Below are 22,273 nucleotides of genomic sequence, written 5' to 3'. Positions count from 1 at the left end.
CCGCCGCCCGGCCCGAACCGGTCCGGCGGCAGCCCGAACAGAAGTCCGCACCACTGCGGTCCTTCTTCGATCAAAAATACGCATCTTAGATGCAAATTCAATCTGTCACGCGCACACGCTCATCCCGCGAGGAGTTCCGCATGCTGTCCGAGAAGTCGAGCGCGACCGTACGAGCCACCCTGCCCGCCGTGGGGGCGGCGATCGGCGACATAGCCGAGCTCTTCTACACCAAGCTCTTCGCCGCCCACCCGGCCCTGCTCCGCGACCTCTTCAACCGGGGCAACCAGAACGCGGGCCTGCAGAAGCAGGCCCTCGCCGGCTCGATCGCCGCCTTCGCGACCCACCTCCTCGCCCACCCGGACACCCGCCCCGACGTGATGCTCGGCCGCATCGCCCACAAGCACGCCAGCCTCGGCGTCACCCGCGAGCAGTACGCGGTCGTCCACCGGCACCTCTTCGAGGCCATCGCCGAGGTCCTCGGCGAGGCCGTCACCCCGGAGGTCGCCGAGGCCTGGGACGAGGTCTACTGGCTGATGGCGAACGCCCTGATCGCCCTGGAGGAGCGCCTCTACGCCGAGCAGCGGGTCGTCGCCGGTGACGTGTGGCGCGAGTGGACCGTCACCGGCCGGGTGGAGGAGACGGCCGACTGCACCACCTTCCGGATCACCCCCGCGGACGGCGCGCCCGCGCCCTCGCACCGGCCCGGCCAGTACGTCTCGGTCCAGGTCGAACTCCCGGACGGAGCCCGCCAGATCCGCCAGTACAGCCTCATCACCTCCCCCGGGTCCGCGGTCCGCGCGATCACCGTCAAGCGGGTGCACGGCCCGGCCGCCGCGGGCCCCGACGGTGAGGTCTCCCACCACCTGCACACCCGGGTCCGCGTCGGAGACACCCTGCGCGTCTCGGCCCCGTACGGCGACCTGGTCCTGGCGGACTCCGCCGCCCCGGTCCTGCTCGCCTCGGCCGGCATCGGCTGCACCCCGATGCTCTCGATGCTGGAGCACCTGGCCGACACGGGGCACACCGCCCCGGTGACCGTGCTGCACGCCGACCGCTCCCCGGCCGACCACCCCCTGCGCGGCGATCACCGGGCGCTGACGCACAAGCTGGCCGACGCCTCGGCCCGGTTCTGGTACGAGGAGGAGGCGGAGCCGGGCGACGGCGTGGGCCTCATGGACCTCACGGCCGTGCCCCTCGCCCCGGGCACCCGGGCCTACCTGTGCGGGCCGCTCCCCTTCATGCGGGCCGTGCGCGAGCAGCTGATCGCCAAGGGGCTGCCGGCGGCCGACATCCACTACGAGGTCTTCGGGCCTGACCTGTGGCTCGCATCGGCCTGACGACTGGCCGGATCGGCTCGCTCAAAGTACGAAAGCACTAGCCGCGGAAGGGTCGCCTCCACTAAACCGGAGGGTGACGAGACGGACACAGAGGGTGCCCGTCGCGCACCGCAACGAAGGAGGCGGCCATGGCCGCACCCATGTCCGCGGACCGTTTCATCAACGCCTTGCGGAACGAAGGTCTGACCGTCGTCGAAGTCGGCGCCTGGCGCACCCACAACCGCAACCACAAGGGCCCCTGGGGCCCCGTGCACGGGGTGATGATCCACCACACCGTCACCCGCGGCACGGCACGCACCGTCGAGCTCTGCCGGGCGGGCCACAGCGCCCTGCCCGGCCCGCTCTGCCACGGCGTGATCACCAAGGACGGCCGCGTCCACCTGGTCGGCTACGGCCGCGCCAACCACGCGGGCTCGGGAGACTCCGACGTCCTGGCGGCGGTGATCGCGGAAAAGCGGCTCCCCCCGGACAACGAGACGGACACCGACGGCAACCGCCACTTCTACGGCTTCGAGTGCGAGAACCTCGGCGACGGCGAGGACCCCTGGCCGGCGGTCCAGCTCGACGCCATCGCCCGCGCCTCGGCCGCCATCTGCCGCATCCACCGCTGGACGGCCCGCTCGGTGATCGGCCACCGCGAATGGCAGCCGGGCAAGCCCGACCCCAGGGGCTTCACGATGGACGCCATGCGCGACCGGATCGGCGAACGCCTGAAGTAGCCGCCCCGGGCCGTCGCCCCCGGCACCGTGCCGGGGGCGACGACGGAGCGCCGCTACCTGCTGCGCGCGGCCATGGCGAGCGCGATCACCCATCCCACGACGGACCAGCCGAAGAACAGGTTGACCACCAGCACGGAGCCCTTATTGGGCACCCCTCGCCCGAACGCGACGGCGGTCGGAATGAAATAGGCCAGCACGATGACCAGAAGCCCCACCACGCCGAACGGAATCGCATCACTGCCGGAGCTCATGAATTCCCCCCAGGATCAACGGATTTGACGACCCATCATCACTGATGACCCACTGCACGTGAAGAACCCCTCGGGCACCGTTCCCGCCCGCCCGCACCCCGTCACAGCCGGTGCGCGCTCTGCCGAGGTCCGGCGCTCCCGTCGCCGTTGCGGCAGGATCCGCCCCTCCCCGTCGGTGACCACCGCCCACGCCACGACCATGCTGTTCGGGTTCCGGACCGACGCGGGGCCGGGCTCTGACGTGCGACGGCACGGGCGGGTGCGCCCACAATGGACGGGTGAATCGCCCCGCGAACGTTGACGCGCTCCTGCAGCCCCGACCGCCGTCCCCGCTGCTGGAGATCCGCGACGAGCGGTTCGACCGGCACGGCGTACGGCTCCTGCTCAAGCGGGACGACCTCGTGCATCCGGAGCTGCCCGGGAACAAGTGGCGCAAGCTCGCGCCCAATCTCCGCGCCGCCCTGGACGGCGGTCACGATCGGCTGGTCACCTTCGGTGGGGCGTACTCCAACCACCTGCTGGCCACCGCCGCCGCCGGGCGGCTGCTCGGGCTGGGGACGACCGGCATCGTGCGCGGGGACGAGCTGGCCGGGCGGCCCCTGAACGACTCCCTCGCCCGGTGCGCGGCCGACGGCATGCGGCTGCACTTCGTGTCCCGGTCGCAGTACCGCCGCAAGGCCGAGCCGCAGGAGCTGGCACGGCTGGTGGAGGCAGCGGGCGCGGGCGGCGCGTACGTGGTGCCCGAGGGCGGCAGCAACGCCCTCGCCCTGCTCGGCTGCGCCGAACTCGGCCGTGAGCTGCGCGGTGCCGCCGACGTGGTGGCGGTGGCCTGCGGCACCGGCGGGACCCTGGCGGGCCTCGCGGCCGGGCTGGCCCCCGGGCAGCGGGCGCTCGGGGTTCCGGTCCTGGCGGGCGGTTTCCTGGCCGCGGAGATACGTTCCCTCCAGGCGGCCGCCTTCGGGGGCCCGGCCGGGGAATGGAGCCTGGCCGAGGGCTTCGACCACGGCGGCTACGCCCGGGTCCCGGCCCCGCTGGAGGCCTTCGCCGCCGATTTCGAGGACCGCCACGGGCTCCCGGTCGAGCGGATCTACGTGGCCAAGCTGCTCTGGGCCCTGACCGAACTCACCGCGTCGGGCGCCGTCGCCCGCGGCAGCGCGCTGGCCGCGGTCATCACGGGTCAGCCCTCCTCCCGGTAGGCCGCTGCCTCCTCCAGGTCCAGCCGGCGCAGGAGCGCCCGCAGCATCTCGTCGTCGATCCGCCGGTCGTCCCGCAGCGCCACGAAGACCTCCCGCTCGGCCGCGATCATCTCCCGCGCGAGCCGCCGGTAGATGTCGTCCGCCGACTCCCCCGTCTCCGGGTTGACCTCACCGAGGCGCTCCCACACCGCGTTGCGCCGCCGTTCCAGCACCGTCCGCAGCCGGTCCGCCAGTGGCGGCGGCAGCGTGCTGTTCTCCGGTTCCTCCAGCAGCTCCGCGAGCCGCTCCTCGGCGGCCCGCGAGGCCTCGCTCTGGGCCTGCGCCTCCGCCAGGGTCTCCGCCTGCACGTCCTTCGGCGGCAGCTTCAGCGCCCGGATCAGCGGCGGCAGCGTCAGCCCCTGCACCACCAGCGTGCCGATGACGGTGGTGAAGGTCAGGAAGAGGATCAGGTTCCGGTGCGGCACCGACATCGGCACGGAGAAGGCAATGGCCAGCGAGACCACGCCCCGCATCCCGGCCCACCCCACGATCACCGGGGCCTTCCAGTCGGTCTCCGGCTCCCGGTCCCGGATCCGCGGCGACATCCAGCGGGGCACGAAGGTCGCCGGGAAGACCCACAGGAAGCGGGCCACCACGACCGCGAGGAACACGGCGGTCGCGTACCAGGCCGCGTGCAGGCCGTTGTACTCGCCCAGTCCCTTGAGGACCACCGGCAGCTGGAGCCCGATCAGCGCGAAGACCACCGACTCCAGCACGAAGGCGACCACCTTCCACACCGCCTCCTCCTGGAGCCGGGTGGCGAAGTCGACCTGCCAGTTCCGGTGCCCGAGGTACAGCGCGACCACGACCACGGCCAGCACCCCGGAGGCGTGCACCCGCTCCGCGGCCGCGTAGGCCACGAAGGGGATCAGCAGCGAGAGGGTGTTCTGGAGCAGCGGCTCCTTCAGGCGGGTGCGCAGGTGGTGGATCGGCACCATCAGCAGCAGGCCGACGCCGATCCCGCCGACCGAGGCCAGCAGGAACTCGGCGATGCCGCCCGCCCAGCCGGCGCTCACCCCGACGGCCGCGGCCAGCGCCACCTTGTAGGCGGTGATCGCGGTGGCGTCGTTGACCAGGGACTCGCCCTGCAGGATGGTCGTGATCCGGTTCGGCAGCCGGAGCTTGCGGGCGATCGCGGTGGCGGCGACCGCGTCCGGCGGGGCGATCACCGCTCCCAGCACCAGCGCCACCGGCACGGAGAGCCCCGGCACCAGCAGGTACGCCGCGTATCCGACGGCGAGCGTCGCGAAGAGCACGTAGCCCACCGAGAGCATCGCGATCGGCCGGACGTTCGCGCGCAGGTCCAGGTACGAGCTGTCCACGGCCGCCGTGTACAGCAGCGGCGGGAGCAGCAGCGGCAGCACGATGTGCGGGTCGAGGGTGTACTCGGGCACCCCCGGGACGTAGCCGGCCAGCAGTCCGGCGGCGACCAGCAGCAGCGGCGCGGGCACCGGGGTCCGGCGCGCCAGCCCCGCGACGGCCGCACTGCCGGCGATCAGCGCCACCAGCGGCAATACCTCCATCGAAGATCCACCTCAATCGTCGGCCGCTCGCCCCGAACGAGCACGTTGGACTGAGGAGATCCTCATGGCTCACACGGCGGGAACGTATTCTGTACGAGATCAAGCTCCGGTCAAAGCGTGACGCAACGACACTCCGCTGCATCGTCGCTCCGGCCCGTGCGCGTGGTTCGCCCCGAGACTGAGGGCCGGGGTCCGGTACAAGGAGAATGCAATGAGCGAGTGCACCCACGTTGCCGAACTGCCGCGTCCCGAACCGGTGCCCTCCCACCAGACCTGCTCCGAGTGCCTGGCGCTCGGCAGCCACCCCGTCCAGCTGCGGATGTGCCTGGGGTGCGGGCACGTGGCCTGCTGTGATTCCTCGCCCCACCGGCACGCCACCGCGCACCACCAGGAGACCGGGCATCCGATGATGCGGAGCTTCGAACCGGGCGAGACCTGGCGATGGTGTTTTGTCGACGGTTCGATCGTCTGAAGCGGGGTAGTTCAACCCTCCGCCGGTTCCCCTGATTTGGGCCCCGCAGACCCCTAGCCACTGTGCGTACCCATGGGCTTACCATCAGTCACTGGCTCGCAGGCGGGGTGCTCGAAGCGGGCACCAAGAGGGGTGCCGCGACACGATCGCCCGGATCGCGATAGCGTCACCGGCGAACAGAGCTCGTACCACCTTGGAGGTGAGGGTGTCCCAGATCGCAGGCGAGCCCGGGACTCAGGACTTCGTGGAAGTCCGGCTGCCCGCTGCGGGTGCCTACCTGTCGGTGCTGCGGACGGCCACGGCCGGTCTCGCGGCACGTTTGGACTTCACCCTCGACGAGATCGAGGACCTCCGCATCGCGGTGGACGAGGCCTGCGCGATCCTGCTCCAGCAGGCCGTGCCGGGCTCCGTCCTCAGTTGCGTGTTCCGGCTGATCGACGATTCGCTGGAGGTGACCGTCTCGGCGCCGACCACCGACGGGCGCGCACCGGAGCGTGACACGTTCGCGTGGACGGTCCTGTCGGCGCTGGCCGGCAAGGTCGAGGCCACGGTCGAGGAGAACCGGACGGTGAGCATCAGCCTCTACAAACAGCGCGGCGCGGGACCAGGCCCGGCGTGAGCGGCGGGGAGATCCCGGTGCGGGGCGGGGATCGGCCCCGGGTACGGCACGAGGTCGACGGCGGCATCCCGGAGCAGCAGCACGCCCGGCCGCACCCGGCTGACGCGGATGCGGAAGACGGCTTTTTGGACTCGGCGGAGCGACGGGCGGGCCCTATGAGCGAGAACCAGCAGGAACAACCACAACCATCCCAGCCGACCGAGGCCGCTGCCGCGGCCCCGGAACTGGCACCGGTGGTACCGGCGGCGCCGGTGCTCCCGGTGAGCCATGCGCTGCCGGATCCGCGCGACCGCAGTGGCGCGCGGGCCCTGTTCATCGAGCTGCGGGCACTGCCCGACGGGTCGGTGGAGAAGGCCGAGCTGCGCAACCGGCTGGTACGGATGCACCTGCCGCTGGTGGAACACCTGGCGCGGCGCTTCCGCAACCGCGGTGAGCCGCTCGACGACCTGACCCAGGTCGCGACGATCGGCCTCATCAAGTCGGTGGACCGGTTCGACCCGGACCGCGGGGTCGAGTTCTCCACGTACGCCACGCCCACGGTGGTCGGCGAGATCAAGCGCCACTTCCGTGACAAGGGCTGGGCCGTGCGGGTGCCGCGTCGTCTGCAGGAGCTGCGGCTCTCGCTGACGACGGCCACGGCCGAACTGTCCCAGCAGCACGGCCGTTCCCCGACGGTGCACGAACTGGCCGAACGGCTGGGGATCTCCGAGGAGGAGGTGCTGGAGGGGCTGGAATCGGCCAATGCCTACAGCACGCTCTCCCTCGACGTCCCGGACACCGACGACGAGTCGCCGGCGGTCGCGGACACCCTGGGTGCGGAGGACGAGGCCCTGGAGGGCGTCGAGTACCGCGAGTCCCTCAAGCCTCTGCTGGAGGGCCTGCCCCCGCGGGAGAAGCGGATCCTGCTGCTTCGCTTCTTCGGCAACATGACCCAGTCGCAGATCGCGCAGGAGGTCGGCATCTCCCAGATGCACGTCTCGCGGCTGCTGGCCCGCACCCTGGCCCAGCTCCGCGAGAAGCTCCTCGTCGAGGAGTAGGCGCCGGCGAGGGCGGCACGACCGGACGACCGGTTATCGGGCCTGTTCCCCGGGCCCGATACCGAGAGCCTCGGTCGCCGTCGGATTCACCAGGAGCGCCACGACGGCCACGGCGGCCACGGCCAGCGCCACGGCGGCGGCGATCATCGCACCGCCGGCGCTGTAGAGGGTCCAGGCCACCGGCAGCGCCATCAGCTGGGTGATCAGCGCCGGGCCGCGGCTCCAGCGGCGGCCCAGTCGCAGCCCGCGGGCCGCGACCAGCGGCAGCGCGGCGAGCGCGAGCAGGGTGATCCCGCCCGTCTCGGCCTGCTGCGGGGAGTCGGGGTCGCCGGCGATCCCCACGAAGAGCATGTAGACCCCGAGGCCGGCCAGCGCCAGGCCCTCCAGGGCGGTGAGCGCGGCGGCCGCGGTCAGCCGACCGGGCAGCGCGGCGGTCGGGAGGTCGGCGGCGGGAGCGGGGGCGGGGGCGTTCGCGGGCTGCTTCTTACTCACTCCAGCAGGGTAGCGGCGCGCCCCGGGCCCCGGAGGGGACGGGCAGTAGGGTCGACATTTGAAGGGGTGGGTAGTCTGGCGCTCATGCGTGCACTTCTCGTGGCCAACCCAGCAGCGACGACCACCAGTGCGCGCACGCGTGACGTCCTGATCCATGCCCTGGCCAGCGAAATGAAGCTGGAGGCGATCACCACCGAGTACCGCGGCCACGCGCGGGATCTCGGGCGCAAGGCGGCCCACGAGGGGCTCGACCTCGTCGTCGCACTGGGCGGCGACGGCACGGTCAACGAAGTGGTCAACGGACTTCTGCACAACGGGCCCGATCCGGACCGGCTGCCCCGACTGGCCGTGGTCCCCGGCGGCTCCACCAATGTGTTCGCCCGCGCCCTGGGACTGCCCAATGACGCGGTCGAGGCGACCGGCGCCCTCCTCGACGCGCTGCGCGAGCAGCGCGAGCGGACAGTGGGTCTGGGCCTGGCGGCCGGCACCCCGGGCACGGAGGACGAGTCGGTCCCGGCCCGGTGGTTCACGTTCTGTGCGGGCTTCGGCTTCGACGCCGGGGTGGTGGGCCGGGTGGAGCAGCAGCGGGAGCGCGGCAAGCGTTCGACGCACGCCCTGTATGTGCGACAGCTGATGCGCCAGTTCTGGGAGGAGCCGAACCGGCGGCACGGCACGGTCACGCTGGAGCGCCCGGGAGCTGACCCGGTGACCGATCTGGTCCTGTCGATAGTGTGCAATACCTCACCGTGGACGTATCTGGGGAATCGTCCCCTTTACGCCTCCCCCGAAGCCTCGTTCGATACTGCGCTTGACGTATTGGCACTGAACCGTTTGTCAACTCCGGCGGTCGCGCGGTACGCGACACAGCTCCTGACCTCCACTCCTGAGCGGGGTCCACACGGCAAGCACGCGGTGTCTCTGCACGATCTGACCGACTTCACCTTGCATTCGAAGGTTCCGCTTCCGTTCCAGATGGACGGCGATCACCTCGGACTGCGCACCAGCGTTCGGTTCACAGGCGTACGCCGTGCACTGCGTGTGATTGTGTGAGTAGAAGGGCCCGAAGGCCTTTCACTCGAACGTTTACACGCCGGTCCACCCTCACGATGTAGGGCTGTGACCTAGTAGACACCGACGAATCAAAAAAAACTTTCCGGAAGGGGTTGTATCCCCGTCCGAGGTTTGCGAATCTCTTCATGGCGATCGGGACAGCCCGCAACACCCGGCACCCACACAGACCGCCAGAACCCCTCCACGAATCTCTGATGGATCACCCGCGTGAAACCGGGCGGTCACCCTTCCCTCACGGGGGGATTCGTGAAAGCGTTCACATTCACAAGCAACCTGTTCGCAATACAAGGAGATGGAGCAGCCATGGACTGGCGTCACAACGCCGTTTGTCGTGAGGAAGACCCGGAACTCTTCTTCCCCATCGGCAACACCGGTCCTGCGCTGCTGCAGATCGAGGAAGCCAAGGCCGTCTGCCGCCGTTGCCCCGTCATGGAGCAGTGCCTGCAGTGGGCGCTCGAGTCCGGTCAGGACTCCGGCGTCTGGGGCGGTCTCAGCGAGGACGAGCGCCGCGCCATGAAGCGCCGCGCCGCTCGCAACCGGGCGCGCAACGCCAGCGCCTGACAACGACTTTCGAGCCTCGACGCGCAGCGCGTAGTAACCGGATAAGCGCTCAGCAACGTGCTCTTGAGCCCCGGACCGAAGCATTCGGTCCGGGGCTCAGTGCTGTTCGGGGTCCGGCGCCGACCGGTCCGATGAGGACCGACGGTCACACAGAGTCATGCTGCGGGTGCTACTTCTGCGGGCTGGACGGGATGTCGAGGACGACCTTGGTGCCCCGCGGCTCGGCCCGGAGCATGTCGAACGTGCCGCCGAGCTCCCCCTCCACGAGGGTCCGTACGATCTGCAGCCCGAGGTTGCCGGCCCGCTGAGGGTCGAATCCCTCGGGCAGTCCGCTGCCGTCGTCGAGCACGGTGATCAGCAGCCGGCCATCGGTGCGGCCGGTTCCGCTGCGGATCGCGGCCACCTCCACGGTGCCCCGCTCCCCCTGCGTGAAGGCGTGCTCCAGGGCGTTCTGCAGGATCTCGGTCAGCACCATCGACAGCGGAGTGGCGACCTCCGCGTCCAGGATCCCGAACCTTCCGGTGCGCCGGCAGTCGACCTTGCCCGGCGAGATCTCCGAGACCATCGCGATGACCCGGTCGGCGATCTCGTCGAACTCGACCCGCTCGTCGAGGTTCTGAGACAGCGTCTCGTGCACGATCGCGATCGATCCGACACGGCGCACCGCCTCGTTGAGCGCCTCGCGGCCCTGCGGCGAATCCATCCTGCGGGACTGCAGCCGCAACAGTGCGGCAACGGTCTGGAGGTTGTTCTTGACCCGGTGGTGGATCTCCCGGATGGTCGCGTCCTTGGTGATCAATTCACGTTCGCGACGACGCAGTTCCGTGACGTCGCGGCACAGCACCAGGGAGCCGATCCGGGTGCCCTTCGGCTTGAGCGGGATGGCGCGCAGCTGGATGACCCCGCTGTTGCCCTCGACCTCGGTCTCCCGGGGGGCCCAGCCGCTGGCCAGCTTGACCAGGGCCTCGTCCACCGGTCCGCGGGACGGGGCGAGTTCGGCCGTGGTCTTGCCAAGGTGCTGGCCGACGAGATCGGAGGCGAGGCCGAGCCGGTGGTAGGCCGAGAGCGCGTTCGGGGAGGCGTACGTGACCACGCCGTCGGCGTCGAGCCGGATCAGGCCGTCCCCGACGCGCGGGGAGGCGTCCATGTCGACCTGCTGGCCGGGGAAGGGGAAGGAGCCGGCCGCGATCATCTGGGCCAGGTCGGAGGCGGACTGGAGGTAGGTCAGCTCCAGCCGGCTCGGTGTACGCACAGTGAGCAGATTGGTGTTGCGCGCGATCACGCCCAGTACCCGGCCCTCGCGGCGGACCGGGATCGACTCGACGCGGACCGGCACCTCTTCCCGCCACTCAGGGTCACCCTCGCGCACGATCCGGCCCTCGTCGAGCGCGGCGTCCAGCAGGGGCCGGCGGCCGCGCGGCACCAGGTGGCCGACCATGTCGTCCTGGTACGAGGTGGGACCGGTGTTCGGACGCATCTGGGCGACCGAGACGTACCGCGTGCCGTCGAGGGTGGGCACCCACAGCACGAGGTCGGCGAAGGACAGGTCGGAGAGCAGCTGCCACTCCGAGACCAGCAGGTGGAGCCACTCCAGGTCGGTTTCACCGAGAGCGGTGTGCTGGCGTACGAGGTCGTTCATGGAGGGCACGTTGCGAGCGTACCCCGGGTACGCGCCATGACTTTGCCCACGACGGTACTCAGGAGTATCCAAGCGGGGCGCGAGCCGCGTACTGTTGGAGGAAGTGACGGGTTTCCAGGCCCTGTCATTGGATGGACAGAACAGAATGGTCTAGTCCACAATTGATGGAAGAACCTCCGCCCTCCCCGCACAGGAGGACGGATCGAGGTAAGCCGCGCGCTCTGCCCTGACCGCGCAGGCACCTCCCACCGGCCGTCGGGAACCGCACACCTGTCGGCCGTTAGTACTCCGGGCTACGGTGCCGGGCGGGTCGAGGGTCCCGTCCTGCACCGTGGCCCAGAGGAACTCTCCGTGGCGCGCCCCGCGGCACTTCCCGTGAACATCCCGGGACGAAAGCCCGGCGGACTCCCCCGCCGGCTACTCCGCCGGCCAGGCCAGCAGGGCCCGCTCCGCCACCGCTTCCAGCTCTTCCCGGCTCGCCCCGTCGCGCGACTGCTGGGACATCCCCTGGATCACCGCTCCGGCGTACCGGGCCAGCGCCCGCGCGTCCGTGTCCGCGGGGAGCGCGCCGGCGGCCATGTCGGCCCGGATCCGGCTCTCGAACATCTCCAGGTTGGCGTTGCGCCGCTCGCGCAACGCCTGCGCCACCTCGTCCGAGGTCGTGTTGATCGCGGCGCTGATCACCATGCAGCCCCGCGGGTGGGCCGGGTCGGTGTAGACCTCGGCGGCCTCGCGCAGGATGCGGTGGACGGCCGCCCGGGCGGTGGGTTCCTCGGCCAGCGCCACGCTCGCGAAGTCCCCGTACCGGCCCCCGTACACCGCCACCACCTCGCCGAAGAGCGTGCGCTTGTCACCGAAGGCCGCGTAGAGGCTGGGCGCACTGATGCCGAGCGAGGCGGTCAGGTCGGCGATGGAGGTCGCTTCGTAGCCGCGCTCCCAGAAGGCGAGCATCGCCTTGTCGAGGGCGGCGTCGCGGTCGAAGGAACGGGGCCTGCCGCGCTGTCCGGTCACCATGCCCGCATTCTATAGCGGGCGCTAGGGAATCTGGTACGGTCATTTCTGTAGCGACCACTAGTGATGAGCGAAGGGGGGCGCGCCATGGGCGTGCTCAAGGGGAAGACGGCACTGGTCACCGGCGGCAGCCGGGGCATCGGACGGGCGGTGGCCGAGCGGCTGGCTCGGGACGGGGCGCTGGTCGCGGTGCACTACGGGCGTGACGCGGTGGCGGCGAAGGAGACGGTCGACGCGATCGGGGCGGCCGGCGGACGGGCCTTCGCCATCGGGGCCGAACTCGGCGTCCCCGGCGACGCACAGGCCCTCTGGGCGGCGTACGGGGCCCATCCCGCGCACACCGAGGGCGTGGACATCCTGGTGAACAACGCCGGGGCGGCGATCTTCGCCGGGATCAGGGAGACCGACGAGGAGACGTACGACCGGGCGCACGCGCTCAACGCCAAGGCGCCGTTCTTCGTGATCAAGTACGGGCTGGAGCGGCTGCGGGACGGTGGCCGGATCGTGAACGTGACCGGCACCCCGGACATCGCCCTGCCGGCCATCCTGGCCACCGTCACGGCGAAGGGCGCGGCGAACGCGCTGACCCGGTCGCTGGCCGCCGAACTGGCCCCGCGCGGGATCACCGTGAACTCGGTCGGCCCCGGCATCACCGCGACCGACCTCAACGCGGGCCTCCTCGCGGACGAGGCGACGCGGGCCCACCTGGCCGCCCGCTCCGTCTTCCACCGGGTGGGCACGGCGCAGGAGGTCGCCGACGTGGTGGCCTTCCTGGCCTCGCCCGACTCCCGCTGGGTGACGGGCCAGCACCTGGACGCGACGGGCGGCCTGCAGCTCGCGCTGCTCTGAGCGGGCCGGGCGCCCGGATCCGGACCACCATGGATAACGGCGGGACCCCCGCCGAACCCGTCGGCCTCTGCTAGATTGGTCTATACCACATCACCCACTCCAGATCGGCAGGCCCCGCGTGGAAGTTGTCATCGTCCCGGACGCCAAGGCAGGCGGCGAGCTCATCGCGGAGGCCATGGCCGCCCTGGTGCGGCGCAAGCCCGACGCCCTGCTCGGCGTGGCGACCGGCTCTACCCCGCTGCCCGTCTACGAGGCCCTCGCCGCCAAGGTCGGGGCCGGGCTGGTCGACGCCTCCCGCGCCCGGATCTGCCAGCTCGACGAGTACGTCGGCCTGCCGGCCGGGCACCCCGAGTCCTACCGCGCGGTGGTGCTCCGCGAGGTCGTCGAACCCCTCGGCCTGTCCGAGGCGTCCTTCATGGGCCCCGACGGTTCGGCCGAGGACATCGTCGGCGCGTGCGAGTCCTACGACCGAGCGCTGGCCGAGGCCGGCGGCGTCGACCTCCAGCTGCTGGGCATCGGCACGGACGGGCACATCGGCTTCAACGAGCCCTGCTCCTCCCTCGCCTCGCGCACCCGCATCAAGACGCTGACGGAGCAGACCCGCGTGGACAACGCGCGCTTCTTCGACAACGACCTGGACCAAGTGCCGCACCACGTCATCACCCAGGGCATCGGCACCATCCTCGACGCCCGCCACCTGGTCCTCCTGGCCACCGGCGAGGGCAAGGCCGAGGCCGTCGCGCAGACCGTCGAAGGCCCGCTGTCCGCGCTGGTCCCGGCCTCCGCGCTGCAGCTGCACCGGCACGCCACCGTGGTCGTGGACGAGGCCGCCGCCTCGAAGCTGAAGCTGGCCGACTACTTCCGCCACACTTATGCCAACAAGCCCTCCTGGCAGGGGCTGTAGACCCCACGCACACGCCACGGCGAAGGGCCGGACATCCCCTGACGGGGAGTCCGGCCCTTCGCCGTGCGCCGGTCCACCGGTCCACCGGCCCCGGACGCCCGACAGCCCCTGCCCCGGACGGTGTCCGGCACAGGGGCTGCCGCCCTGGTCAGGGGCTCTTGGCGGGTCAGGCGCCCGCGATCACCTCGGCGGCTGCGCGGCCGCAGACGCGCGAGGCGCCGTGCGTGGCGATGTGCAGGGCCCCGCGCGGCTCGGCGCGCGGCAGGCCCATCTCGACCACGACCGTGTCCGGCCGGGCCGCGACCAGCGCGTCGACGGCCTCGGTCATCCAGGGGTGCCGGTGTGCGTCACGCACCACCGCGACGACGGTGCGCTCCCCCGCGGCCGCCAGGATGTCCCCGGCCGATGCGCCCTCGGGGTAGACGCCCGACCCGGTTCCCGGAAGCAGTTCGGCGAGTTCGGCCGCCACGCCCCACGGGGTCTCGTCCCCCACCGCGATGTTCGCGACGGGCGCGAGCGTGGCGACGTACGGGTCGGAGAGCGGCTTGGCCGAGCCCGTGACGAGCAGGGCGCGGCGGGCGGCGGTCAGCCCGATGCCGGACGCGCGGCTCCCCTCCGGCTGCGCGTCCGGCCGGGCCTCGCGGGTCCATACGGCGAGCGCGCGGACGCGTGCGGCGGCGTCGGCGAGGCGCTCCTCGGGGAGCGCTCCCTCGCGGACGGCCGCGACCAGCGCGTCGCGCAGCCGCAGGACAGTGGCTTCGTCGGCGAGTCCGCCGCCGACGCAGATGGCGTCGGCACCGGCCGCGATGGCCAGGACCGAGCCGCGCTCGATCCCGTACGTCCCGGCGATGGCGTGCATCTCCATGCCGTCGGTGACGATGAGGCCCTCGTAGCCCAGTTCCCGCCGCAGCAGGCCGGTCAGGATCTGCGGGCTGAGGGTGGCGGGGCGGGTCGGGTCGAGGGCGGGCACCAGGATGTGCGCGCTCATCACGGCCTTGGTGCCGGCCTCGATGGCCGCCTTGAAGGGGACGAGTTCGCGGACCTGGAGGGTGTCCAGGTCCACGTCGATGCGCGGCAGGGCGTGGTGCGAGTCGACGTTGGTGTCGCCGTGGCCCGGGAAGTGCTTGGTGCACGCGGCCACGCCGGCGGCCTGGAGGCCCTCGACGTAGGCGGCGGTGTGCCGGGCGGCGAGGTGGGTGTCGGCTCCGAAGGACCGTACGCCGATGACGGGATTGTCCGGGTTGGAGTTGACGTCCGCGGACGGGGCCCAGTTGAGGTTGACCCCGCACTCGGCGAGGCGGCGGCCCAGCTCGCGGGCGACGTCCCTGGTGAGGCCGGTGTCGTCGACGGCGCCGAGGGCCAGGTTGCCGGGGAAGGACGAGCCGCCCCGGACCTCCAGGCGGGTGACGTCGCCGCCCTCCTCGTCGATGGCGACCAGCACGTCGTCGCGCTCGGTACGCAGCTGCGCGGTCAGCGCGGCGAGCTGTCCGGGCGAGGCGATGTTGCGGCCGAACAGGCCGACGGCGGTGAGGCCTTCGCCGATCCGGCGGAGCAGCCAGTCGGGGGCGGTGGTGCCCTCGAAGCCGGGCTGGAGGACGGCGAGGGCGTCGCGGGTGACCGTGTCGGTGCGGTGCGCAAGAACAGTCATGGGGCCGTTATCCCTTCACGGCGCCGGCGGTGAGGCCCGCGGCCATCTTGCGCTGGACGATGAGGAAGAGGACCACGATCGGGACGGCCATCATGGTGGAGCCGGCCATCATCGGGGCGAACTCGGTGCCGTGCTTGGTGGTGAAGTTGCCGAGCCAGACGGTGGCGGTCTGGTTCTGCTGGCTCATCAGCATCAGCGCGTACAGGTACTCGTTCCACGCCTGGATGAAGGCGTAGACGGAGGTGGCGACCATGCCCGGGGCCAGCAGCGGGAAGACGACCCGCAGGAAGGCGCCGGTCGGCGTGCAGCCGTCGACCATGGCCGCCTCTTCCAGCTCCTTGGGGATGTTGACGATGAAGCCGCGCAGCGTCCACACGGTGAAGGGCAGGACGAAGGTCAGGTACGTGATGATCAGGCCGGTGAGCTTGTCGTACTGACCGAGGTCGTTCAGGAGCAGGAAGACCGGGATGATCATCGCGACGAGCGGGACCATCTGGACGGCGAGGATCCCGACGATGACGACCTTGCGGCCGCGGAAGGCGAAGCGGGAGATGGCCAGGGCGGCCAGCATGCCGACGGCGATGCCGATGACGACCACGACGAGCGAGACGATCAGGCTGCGGCCGACCGGGCCCCAGAAGTCGGCGACGTCCAGCGCGCGGGAGAAGTTGTCCAGCGTGAAGGTGTGCGGGAAGAACTGCGGATCGGGGTTGATCGCTTCCTTGGACGGCTTGAAGGCCGTGTTGAGCATCCAGTAGACCGGGAAGCCCGCGGTGGCGAAGACCAGCAGGCCGAGGAGGTTCCAGCCGAGCTTGGACTTTCCGCGCTGCCCCCGCCGTCTGCGCTGCTCGGGCTGCTTCGGGCCTTCGGCGCGCGGGGTCGCGGTGGACGTGGTGGACGTGGTGGTCACGCTCATTCCACCTCTCCGATCTTGAGCATCTGGCGCATGTAGACGGCGACCACGCCGAGCAGCAGCAGGACGGTCACCAGGGCGATCGCGGAGCCGCCCGAATAGTCGTTGACCACGAAGGCCTGCTGGTACGAGTAGGTGGTCAGCAGCTGGAACTCCGCCTCGGGGTTCCCGTTGCGCATCACGAAGACCTGCGGGAAGACGCCCATGTCCCAGATGACGGAGAGGGTCGTCAGCATGACGAGGATCGGCTTCAGGATCGGGAGGGTGACGTGCCGGAACACGCCCCACGCGCCCGCCCCGTCGAGCCGGGCGGCCTCCTCCAGCTCCTTGGGCACCTGGGTGAGGCCCGCGCTGAGGGTGATGACGACGAAGGGGACCGCACCCCAGACCACCAGCAGCATGATCACCGCGAGGCCCTGGGGGCCGCTGGTGAACCAGTTGTGGCCGACCATGTCGACGCCGGGGAGCTTACTCATCAGGTAGTTGAGGACGCCGTAGTCGGCGTCGAAGAGCCACTTGAAGACGGCGGTGGCGACGATGATGGGCATGCCCCAGCTCGCCACGAGGGCGATGCTGATGAGCGCCTTGACCCAGCCGGAGACCTTCTGGAGCAGCAGCGCGATGAGCATGCCGATCACCATCGTCGCGGCGACCGCGCCGACTGCGAAGATCACCGTACGCAGGACGACGGCCCAGAACTCGCCGTCGCCGAGGATCTTGGCGAAGTTGTCGAAGCCGACGAACTCGGGATCCTTGAAGCCCCAGAGCTCGGACTTGCCGAAGCTCTGGAAGGACAGGGCCACCAGCCGGTAGAGCGGGTACCCCATGACGAGGGCGATGACCAGCAGGCACGGGGCCAGCAGCAGCCAGGGAGTGGCACCGGGGCCCTTGCGGCTGGGCCGGCCCGGCGCGGCGGGGCTGCCCGACTTCGCTCCGGGGGGAGTCTTCTGCTTCGCCGGCGGCAGGTCGGCGGTGGTTGTCTGTGCGGCACTCATCGCGCGCTCCTCGGGGGTCCCTCTCTTGACGGGCAGCAGGGCCCCGCCGGTCCGGCGGGGCCCTGCCCACTCAGGTCACTTGGTGTTGATGACCTTGTCGATCTCGGCGTCGGCGGCCTTGGCCGCGTCCTCGACCGACTTGTTGCCGGTGCCGATGTCGCGCAGCGTGGTCTGGAGGAGCTTGGCCTTCTCGATCTGGCCCCAGCCGGACGCCGTCGGGACGAACCAGGAGGACTCGGCGGCGGTGGCCGCGACCTGGGTCTTCGGGTCGGCCTTCAGCGGGCCGAGGTCCGTCTTGTTGTTGGGCAGGTTGCCCTTGGCGATCAGGCCCTTCTGGCCCTGGGCGCCGGTGAAGACGTTGATCCACTCGGCGGCGATGTCCTTGGCCTTGGACTTGGCCGGGATGGCCAGGTCCGAACCGCCCAGGAAGACCGGGAGGTTCTTGCCGCTCGGGCCGGGCTGGACGAAGTTCTCCAGCTTGTCCTTCAGGCCGCCGACCTTGTCGTTCTCCGGGGTGGCGGCAGTGGCGCCCTCCCAGGCGGCGGCGAAGATCGCCGCGGAGTTGCCCTGGCCGAAGACGACCGGACGGTCGGACTCGTCCTTGGTCTTGTCGGCGTGCATGTACTTGTCGAGGAGCTCCTTGTACTGCTTGAGCCCCTTCAGCGACTCGGGGGAGGACAGGTTGCCCTTCCACTTGTCGCCGTCCTTCTTGGCGATGCTGCCGCCCGCCTCGTAGACGAAGGACATCGCGGCGTACCAGTCCGGGGAGGGCTGGTAGAGGGCGCTGAACTTGTCGCCCTTCGCGGCCTGGATCTTGTCCAGCGCGGCGGTGTACTCGGCCCACGTCTTCGGCGCGGCGGCGACGCCGGCCTCGGCGGCGATGTCCTTGCGCCAGGTGCCCACACGGCCACCGGCGTAGTAGGGGACGCCGTAGGTCTTGCCGTCGTAGGTCACGGACTCCTTGAGGGCGTCCAGCCAGGCGCCGGAGTTCTCGAACTTCGACGGGTCGATCTCGGCGAAGGCGCCGGTCGACGTGTAGCCGATCATCTCGGAGTTGCCCATCTCGACAACGTCCGGGGCCTTGTCCGTGGCAAGTACGGCGTCCAGCTTGGCGTTCTTGTCCGGCCAGCCGTAGTACTCGTGCTTGATCGTGAGACCCGGGTGCTTGGCAACGATCGCGTCGTCGGCCGCCTTCACGAGCTCCGGCCAGTTCTTCTGGGCGTCGACCGTCAGCCAGACGGTGAGCTCCTTGGCCTCGGAAGCCTTGTCGCCCCCCTTGCTGTCGGAATCACCGCACGCCGCGAGGCCGATCACCATGCCCGCGACTCCAACCGCCGCGATGAGCTTGCGCTTCACGCCACCCTCCTCAGGGATGCCTGCCTGCACTTCCCTTGCCCGCCGCGGTGACATACGCGAAGTACTGCCGTGGGGCCGGGATCTGATCCATATTGGTTTAGACCAGTAGCTGGAGCTTGGCCTAGACCTTTAGGGGTGTCAAGGGTCTAATGAGCGGGTGCCCGGTCCGTTATCGGACCGACACCTGGGGAGAGAGAAGGCCTGTCCCCCCTTACGTGTCACGATGTGACCGCACATATCGGAGGAGCCGGTGACGGCAGCGAAACTGGAGTCGGGAAGGCGGGCGGCGATGGCCACCGAAGGGGCGACCACGGAGCCGGAGGGCGGGGCGGCCACTCGCACGGCGCGCGTGCCCAAGTACTACCGACTCAAGCGGCACTTGCTCGACATGACCGAGACATTGCCGCCCGGCACCCCGGTGCCGCCGGAGCGCACGCTCGCGGCCGAGTTCGACACCTCGCGGACCACCGTCCGGCAGGCCCTCCAGGAACTGGTCGTAGAGGGGCGACTGGAACGGATCCAGGGCAAGGGCACCTTCGTGGCCAAGCCCAAGGTCTCCCAGGCCCTGCAACTGACCTCGTACACGGAGGACATGCGGGCCCAGGGACTGGAACCGACGTCCCAGCTCCTCGACATCGGTTACGTGACGGCCGACGACACCCTCGCCGGACTGCTCAAGATCACCACGGGCGGACGGGTCCTTCGCATCGAACGGCTGCGCCTGGCGAGCGGTGAGCCGATGGCCATCGAGACCACGCACCTGTCGGCCAAGCGCTTTCCCGCGCTGCGCCGGTCGCTCGCCAAGTACACCTCCCTCTACACGGCACTCGCCGAGGTGTACGACGTGCACCTCGCCGAGGCCGAGGAGACCATCGAGACCTCACTGGCGACCCCGCGCGAGGCCGGCCTGCTCGGCACCGACGTCGGCCTGCCGATGCTGATGCTCTCCCGCCACTCCCTGGACGCCGACGGCGAACCGGTGGAGTGGGTGCGGTCGGTGTACCGCGGCGACCGCTACAAGTTCGTCGCCAGGCTCAAGCGCCCGGCGGTCTGACCTCGTACGTTCGGCCCCGTCCGAGCTCGCCCGGCCCCGCCCGGCGGACCCCGGCCTACCGAATTCCTTCACATACCGGAATGCGGACGGACCCTTACGCTCACCGGGCAATCCCCCGTAGATTCCCTGCCCTTACGCAGATGATCGACGAGGGGACGAGGTCATGCCTGAACCGGAAGCAACAGGGGCAGAACGGGACACGGCGAGTCCGGGCACCGCGCCCGGCTCGCCCTCTCCCAAGTCCATCGCCGCGTGGGTGCTCGTCGGACTCGTCGGCGCCATCGGCTGGGGCGTGCTCGCGCTCTCGCGCGGCGAGGAGATCTCCGCGGCCTGGCTGCTCGCCGCCGCACTGGGCTCGTACGCGATCGCCTACCGCTTCTACGCGCGCTTCATCGCCCACCGCGTGCTGAAGGTGGACGCGACCCGGGCCACCCCCGCCGAACGCCTTGACAACGGTGTCGACTTCCATCCCACCGACCGCCGGGTGCTCTTCGGCCACCACTTCGCCGCCGTCGCGGGCGCCGGCCCGCTCGTCGGACCCGTGCTCGCCGCGCAGATGGGCTACCTGCCGGGCACCATCTGGATCGTCGCGGGCGTGATCTTCGCCGGCGCCGTCCAGGACATGGTCACGCTGTTCTTCTCCACCCGCCGCGACGGCCGTTCGCTCGGCCAGATGGCCAGGGACGAGATCGGCCCCGTCGGCGGTGCCGCCGCCCTGATCGCCGTGTTCGCCATCATGATCATCCTGCTGGCGGTCCTGGCCCTGGTCATCGTCAACGCCCTGGCGCACTCGCCCTGGGGCGTCTTCTCCATCGGCATGACCATCCCGATCGCCGTGTTCATGGGCTTCTACCTGCGCGTCCTGCGGCCGGGCCGGGTCACCGAGGTCTCCGTCATCGGCGTCGCGCTGCTGCTGCTCGCCATCGTCGCGGGCGGCTGGGTCGCCGAGTCCTCCTTCGCGGGCACCTTCACCCTGGAAAAGGAGACGCTGGTCATCTGGATGGTGGTGTACGGCTTCCTGGCATCGGTGCTGCCGGTGTGGATGCTGCTCGCCCCCCGCGACTACCTGTCCACCTTCATGAAGGTCGGCACCATCGCGCTCCTCGCGATCGGCGTGGTCATCGCGATGCCCACCCTGAAGATGCCCTCGGTCACCGACTTCGCGGCCCGCGGCGACGGACCGGTCTTCGCCGGCTCGATGTTCCCCTTCGTCTTCATCACCATCGCCTGCGGTGCGCTCTCCGGCTTCCACGCCCTGGTCTCCTCGGGAACCACCCCGAAGATGATCCAGAAGGAGACGCAGGTCCGCATGATCGGCTACGGCGCGATGCTGACCGAGTCGTTCGTCGCCGTCATGGCGATCATCGCGGCCTGCATCATCGAGCCCGGCCTCTTCTTCGCGGTCAACTCCCCTCCCGGCATCATCGGCACCACGGTCGAGTCCGCCTCCCAGGCCGTGACCAACTTCGGCTTCGCCGTCTCCCCCGAGGCGCTCGCCCAGGCCGCCAAGGACGTCGAGGAGGCCAGCCTGCTCTCCCGTACGGGCGGCGCGCCGACCTTCGCACTCGGAATGTCCGAGATCTTCTCCGCCGTGGTCGGCGGTGCGGGCATGAAGGCGTTCTGGTACCACTTCGCCATCATGTTCGAGGCGCTGTTCATCCTGACCACGCTCGACGCGGGCACCCGCGTGGGCCGGTTCATGCTCCAGGACACCCTCGGCAACGTGCACAAGTCCTTCAAGGACGTCAGCTGGAAGCCCGGCGTGTGGTTCGCGAGCGCGATCGTCGTCGGCGGCTGGGGCTACTTCCTGTGGGTCGGCATCAAGGACCCGCTGGGCGGCATCAACCAGCTCTTCCCGCTCTTCGGCATCGCCAACCAGCTGCTCGCCGCGGTCGCCCTGGCCGTCTGCACCACGCTGCTGGTCAAGTCCGGCCGGCTCAAGTGGGCCTGGGTGACGGGCGTTCCGCTGGTCTGGGACGCCACGGTGACCCTGACCGCGAGCTATCAGAAGATCTTCTCCGAGGACGTGAAGGTCGGCTTCTTCGCCCAGCGCGACAAGTACCAGGCCGGGATCGACGCCGACAAGGTCCTGCCGCCCGCCAAGAACATGGACGACATGCACACCGTGGTCACCAACGCCACGGTGGACGGCGTCCTGTGCGCCCTCTTCGCCGTCCTGATCATCGTGGTCCTCGCGGACGCGGCCCGGACCTGCCTGAAGGCCGTCCGCGACCCCGGCTCGGCGACCCTCTCCGAGGTCCCGTGGACCGAGTCGAAGATCGTCGCCCCGGCCGGGCTGATCGCGACCGCCGAGGAGCGGGCGGAGCTCGCCGCGGCGGGCCCGGACGCGGGCGGCGGCCACGTCAAGGAGCCGGTGGCCTGATGAGCGTGCGCAGCGCGCTGGCGAAGGTGCGTTTCTACGTACGGGAGTTCTCGGGGGAGGCGGCGTACGACCGCTACGTGGCCCACGCCCGCTCCCACGACCCGGACGCGGAGGTGCTCACCCGCCGCGCGTTCGAACGCGCCCGCACGGACGCCCGCGAGGCGGACCCCCGCGAGGGCTTCCGCTGCTGCTGAGCCCACCCGG

At 70.5% G+C, this 22,273-nt stretch carries 22 protein-coding genes; 13 read left to right on the top strand and 9 right to left on the bottom strand.

Going from position 1 to position 22,273, the window contains the following annotated elements:
• The first annotated feature begins 140 nt into the window (after window positions 1-140).
• Entirely contained in the window at window positions 141-1,337 is a 1,197-nt protein-coding gene (locus OG753_RS27845; RefSeq protein ID WP_405790545.1) for a globin domain-containing protein, read from the top strand.
• 128 nt (window positions 1,338-1,465) lie between these two features.
• Window positions 1,466-2,056 (top strand): N-acetylmuramoyl-L-alanine amidase, encoded by a 591-nt coding sequence (locus tag OG753_RS27840; protein WP_327264383.1) that lies wholly within the window; start codon window positions 1,466-1,468, stop codon window positions 2,054-2,056.
• Window positions 2,057-2,109: 53 nt separating this feature from the next.
• Here the strand turns inward: OG753_RS27840 and OG753_RS27835 are convergent, their stop codons facing one another.
• Complete coding sequence (locus OG753_RS27835; protein WP_327264382.1) at window positions 2,110-2,307, bottom strand: superinfection immunity protein; 198 nt, start codon at window positions 2,305-2,307, stop codon at window positions 2,110-2,112.
• A 278-nt stretch (window positions 2,308-2,585) separates the two neighbouring features.
• Here OG753_RS27835 and OG753_RS27830 point away from each other — a divergent pair, with 278 nt between their 5' ends.
• Window positions 2,586-3,503, top strand: coding sequence for a 1-aminocyclopropane-1-carboxylate deaminase/D-cysteine desulfhydrase (locus tag OG753_RS27830; RefSeq protein WP_405790543.1), 918 nt, complete (start codon window positions 2,586-2,588; stop codon window positions 3,501-3,503).
• On the opposite strand, the gene OG753_RS27825 is transcribed toward OG753_RS27830, so the two are convergent.
• Entirely contained in the window at window positions 3,485-5,065 is a 1,581-nt protein-coding gene (locus tag OG753_RS27825; RefSeq protein ID WP_327264380.1) for a Na+/H+ antiporter, read from the bottom strand. The genes OG753_RS27830 and OG753_RS27825 overlap by 19 nt on opposite strands.
• A 211-nt stretch (window positions 5,066-5,276) precedes the next feature.
• Here OG753_RS27825 and OG753_RS27820 point away from each other — a divergent pair, with 211 nt between their 5' ends.
• The 3 genes from OG753_RS27820 (at window position 5,277) to OG753_RS27810 (ending at window position 7,193) form a co-directional block, all read left to right on the top strand.
• The gene (locus tag OG753_RS27820) at window positions 5,277-5,537 is read left to right on the top strand and encodes a UBP-type zinc finger domain-containing protein (protein WP_327264379.1); all 261 of its coding nucleotides are present in this window, start codon (window positions 5,277-5,279) and stop codon (window positions 5,535-5,537) included.
• Between the two features lie 205 nt (window positions 5,538-5,742).
• Window positions 5,743-6,156, top strand: a complete 414-nt coding sequence (locus OG753_RS27815; protein ID WP_030012703.1) for an anti-sigma regulatory factor — start codon at window positions 5,743-5,745, stop codon at window positions 6,154-6,156.
• Window positions 6,153-7,193, top strand: a complete 1,041-nt coding sequence (locus OG753_RS27810) for an RNA polymerase sigma factor SigF (RefSeq protein WP_327264378.1) — start codon at window positions 6,153-6,155, stop codon at window positions 7,191-7,193. Before OG753_RS27815 ends, OG753_RS27810 begins: the two co-directional genes overlap by 4 nt.
• A 33-nt stretch (window positions 7,194-7,226) precedes the next feature.
• Here the strand turns inward: OG753_RS27810 and OG753_RS27805 are convergent, their stop codons facing one another.
• A complete protein-coding gene (locus OG753_RS27805; protein WP_405790540.1) occupies window positions 7,227-7,685 on the bottom strand; it encodes a hypothetical protein in 459 nt (152 codons plus the stop codon).
• 84 nt (window positions 7,686-7,769) lie between these two features.
• Here OG753_RS27805 and OG753_RS27800 point away from each other — a divergent pair, with 84 nt between their 5' ends.
• Together OG753_RS27800 and OG753_RS27795 are read left to right on the top strand one after the other, a co-directional pair.
• Entirely contained in the window at window positions 7,770-8,735 is a 966-nt protein-coding gene (locus tag OG753_RS27800) for a diacylglycerol kinase family protein (RefSeq protein ID WP_327264377.1), read from the top strand.
• 324 nt (window positions 8,736-9,059) lie between these two features.
• Complete coding sequence (locus OG753_RS27795; RefSeq protein WP_003953983.1) at window positions 9,060-9,317, top strand: WhiB family transcriptional regulator; 258 nt, start codon at window positions 9,060-9,062, stop codon at window positions 9,315-9,317.
• A 169-nt stretch (window positions 9,318-9,486) separates the two neighbouring features.
• Here the strand turns inward: OG753_RS27795 and OG753_RS27790 are convergent, their stop codons facing one another.
• Both OG753_RS27790 and OG753_RS27785 read right to left on the bottom strand, forming a co-directional pair.
• On the bottom strand, window positions 9,487-10,956 hold the full coding sequence (locus OG753_RS27790; RefSeq protein WP_327266927.1) for a PAS domain-containing sensor histidine kinase: 1,470 nt from the start codon (window positions 10,954-10,956) through the stop codon (window positions 9,487-9,489).
• Between the two features lie 417 nt (window positions 10,957-11,373).
• On the bottom strand, window positions 11,374-11,970 hold the full coding sequence (locus OG753_RS27785; protein WP_327264376.1) for a TetR/AcrR family transcriptional regulator: 597 nt from the start codon (window positions 11,968-11,970) through the stop codon (window positions 11,374-11,376).
• Between the two features lie 84 nt (window positions 11,971-12,054).
• Between OG753_RS27785 and OG753_RS27780 the strand changes: the two genes are divergently transcribed.
• Together OG753_RS27780 and nagB are read left to right on the top strand one after the other, a co-directional pair.
• A complete protein-coding gene (locus OG753_RS27780) occupies window positions 12,055-12,816 on the top strand; it encodes an SDR family oxidoreductase (protein WP_327264375.1) in 762 nt (253 codons plus the stop codon).
• 118 nt (window positions 12,817-12,934) lie between these two features.
• Window positions 12,935-13,720 carry a glucosamine-6-phosphate deaminase gene (gene nagB, locus OG753_RS27775; protein WP_327264374.1) on the top strand — a complete coding sequence of 262 codons (786 nt, stop codon included), beginning with the start codon at window positions 12,935-12,937 and terminating at the stop codon, window positions 13,718-13,720.
• Window positions 13,721-13,886: 166 nt separating this feature from the next.
• Here nagB and OG753_RS27770 read toward each other — a convergent pair whose 3' ends face one another.
• The 4 genes from OG753_RS27770 to OG753_RS27755 form a co-directional block, all read right to left on the bottom strand.
• Window positions 13,887-15,368 carry a glycoside hydrolase family 3 protein gene (locus OG753_RS27770; protein ID WP_327264373.1) on the bottom strand — a complete coding sequence of 494 codons (1,482 nt, stop codon included), beginning with the start codon at window positions 15,366-15,368 and terminating at the stop codon, window positions 13,887-13,889.
• A gap of 7 nt (window positions 15,369-15,375) precedes the next feature.
• Window positions 15,376-16,278 (bottom strand): carbohydrate ABC transporter permease, encoded by a 903-nt coding sequence (locus OG753_RS27765; RefSeq protein ID WP_383196560.1) that lies wholly within the window; start codon window positions 16,276-16,278, stop codon window positions 15,376-15,378.
• A gap of 2 nt (window positions 16,279-16,280) precedes the next feature.
• The gene (locus OG753_RS27760) at window positions 16,281-17,276 is read right to left on the bottom strand and encodes a sugar ABC transporter permease (RefSeq protein WP_327264371.1); all 996 of its coding nucleotides are present in this window, start codon (window positions 17,274-17,276) and stop codon (window positions 16,281-16,283) included.
• A gap of 75 nt (window positions 17,277-17,351) precedes the next feature.
• Entirely contained in the window at window positions 17,352-18,632 is a 1,281-nt protein-coding gene (locus OG753_RS27755; RefSeq protein WP_327264370.1) for an extracellular solute-binding protein, read from the bottom strand.
• Window positions 18,633-18,921: 289 nt separating this feature from the next.
• Between OG753_RS27755 and OG753_RS27750 the strand changes: the two genes are divergently transcribed.
• The 3 genes from OG753_RS27750 to OG753_RS27740 all read left to right on the top strand — a co-directional run bounded on the left by OG753_RS27750 (window position 18,922) and on the right by OG753_RS27740 (window position 22,263).
• Window positions 18,922-19,686: a GntR family transcriptional regulator gene (locus OG753_RS27750; RefSeq protein WP_030016685.1), complete on the top strand. Its 765-nt coding sequence runs from the start codon at window positions 18,922-18,924 to the stop codon at window positions 19,684-19,686.
• A 163-nt stretch (window positions 19,687-19,849) separates the two neighbouring features.
• Window positions 19,850-22,069 carry a carbon starvation CstA family protein gene (locus OG753_RS27745; protein ID WP_327264369.1) on the top strand — a complete coding sequence of 740 codons (2,220 nt, stop codon included), beginning with the start codon at window positions 19,850-19,852 and terminating at the stop codon, window positions 22,067-22,069.
• Window positions 22,069-22,263, top strand: a complete 195-nt coding sequence (locus OG753_RS27740) for a YbdD/YjiX family protein (protein ID WP_327264368.1) — start codon at window positions 22,069-22,071, stop codon at window positions 22,261-22,263. The genes OG753_RS27745 and OG753_RS27740 overlap by 1 nt, the downstream gene beginning before the upstream one ends.
• Window positions 22,264-22,273 lie beyond the last annotated feature (10 nt).

The sequence above is a fragment of the Streptomyces sp. NBC_00029 genome (assembly GCF_045160505.1).
In the GTDB taxonomy this organism is placed as follows: domain Bacteria; phylum Actinomycetota; class Actinomycetes; order Streptomycetales; family Streptomycetaceae; genus Streptomyces.
The sequence above is the reverse complement of the archived record's forward strand: the minus strand, read 5'-3'. Positions and strand labels throughout refer to the sequence as shown.

Excerpts from the sequence above, each read along its gene's own strand:
- OG753_RS27845 (WP_405790545.1), top strand. The coding sequence starts at position 141 with ATGCTGTCCGAGAAGTCGAGCGCGACCGTACGAGCCACCCTGCCCGCC.
- OG753_RS27840 (WP_327264383.1), top strand. The coding sequence starts at position 1,466 with ATGGCCGCACCCATGTCCGCGGACCGTTTCATCAACGCCTTGCGGAAC.
- OG753_RS27835 (WP_327264382.1), bottom strand. The coding sequence starts at position 2,307 with ATGAGCTCCGGCAGTGATGCGATTCCGTTCGGCGTGGTGGGGCTTCTG.
- OG753_RS27825 (WP_327264380.1), bottom strand. The coding sequence starts at position 5,065 with ATGGAGGTATTGCCGCTGGTGGCGCTGATCGCCGGCAGTGCGGCCGTC.
- OG753_RS27820 (WP_327264379.1), top strand. The coding sequence starts at position 5,277 with ATGAGCGAGTGCACCCACGTTGCCGAACTGCCGCGTCCCGAACCGGTG.
- OG753_RS27800 (WP_327264377.1), top strand. The coding sequence starts at position 7,770 with ATGCGTGCACTTCTCGTGGCCAACCCAGCAGCGACGACCACCAGTGCG.
- OG753_RS27795 (WP_003953983.1), top strand. The coding sequence starts at position 9,060 with ATGGACTGGCGTCACAACGCCGTTTGTCGTGAGGAAGACCCGGAACTC.
- OG753_RS27790 (WP_327266927.1), bottom strand. The coding sequence starts at position 10,956 with ATGAACGACCTCGTACGCCAGCACACCGCTCTCGGTGAAACCGACCTG.
- OG753_RS27785 (WP_327264376.1), bottom strand. The coding sequence starts at position 11,970 with ATGGTGACCGGACAGCGCGGCAGGCCCCGTTCCTTCGACCGCGACGCC.
- OG753_RS27780 (WP_327264375.1), top strand. The coding sequence starts at position 12,055 with ATGGGCGTGCTCAAGGGGAAGACGGCACTGGTCACCGGCGGCAGCCGG.
- OG753_RS27770 (WP_327264373.1), bottom strand. The coding sequence starts at position 15,368 with ATGACTGTTCTTGCGCACCGCACCGACACGGTCACCCGCGACGCCCTC.
- OG753_RS27760 (WP_327264371.1), bottom strand. The coding sequence starts at position 17,276 with ATGAGTGCCGCACAGACAACCACCGCCGACCTGCCGCCGGCGAAGCAG.
- OG753_RS27750 (WP_030016685.1), top strand. The coding sequence starts at position 18,922 with ATGGCCACCGAAGGGGCGACCACGGAGCCGGAGGGCGGGGCGGCCACT.
- OG753_RS27745 (WP_327264369.1), top strand. The coding sequence starts at position 19,850 with ATGCCTGAACCGGAAGCAACAGGGGCAGAACGGGACACGGCGAGTCCG.
- OG753_RS27740 (WP_327264368.1), top strand. The coding sequence starts at position 22,069 with ATGAGCGTGCGCAGCGCGCTGGCGAAGGTGCGTTTCTACGTACGGGAG.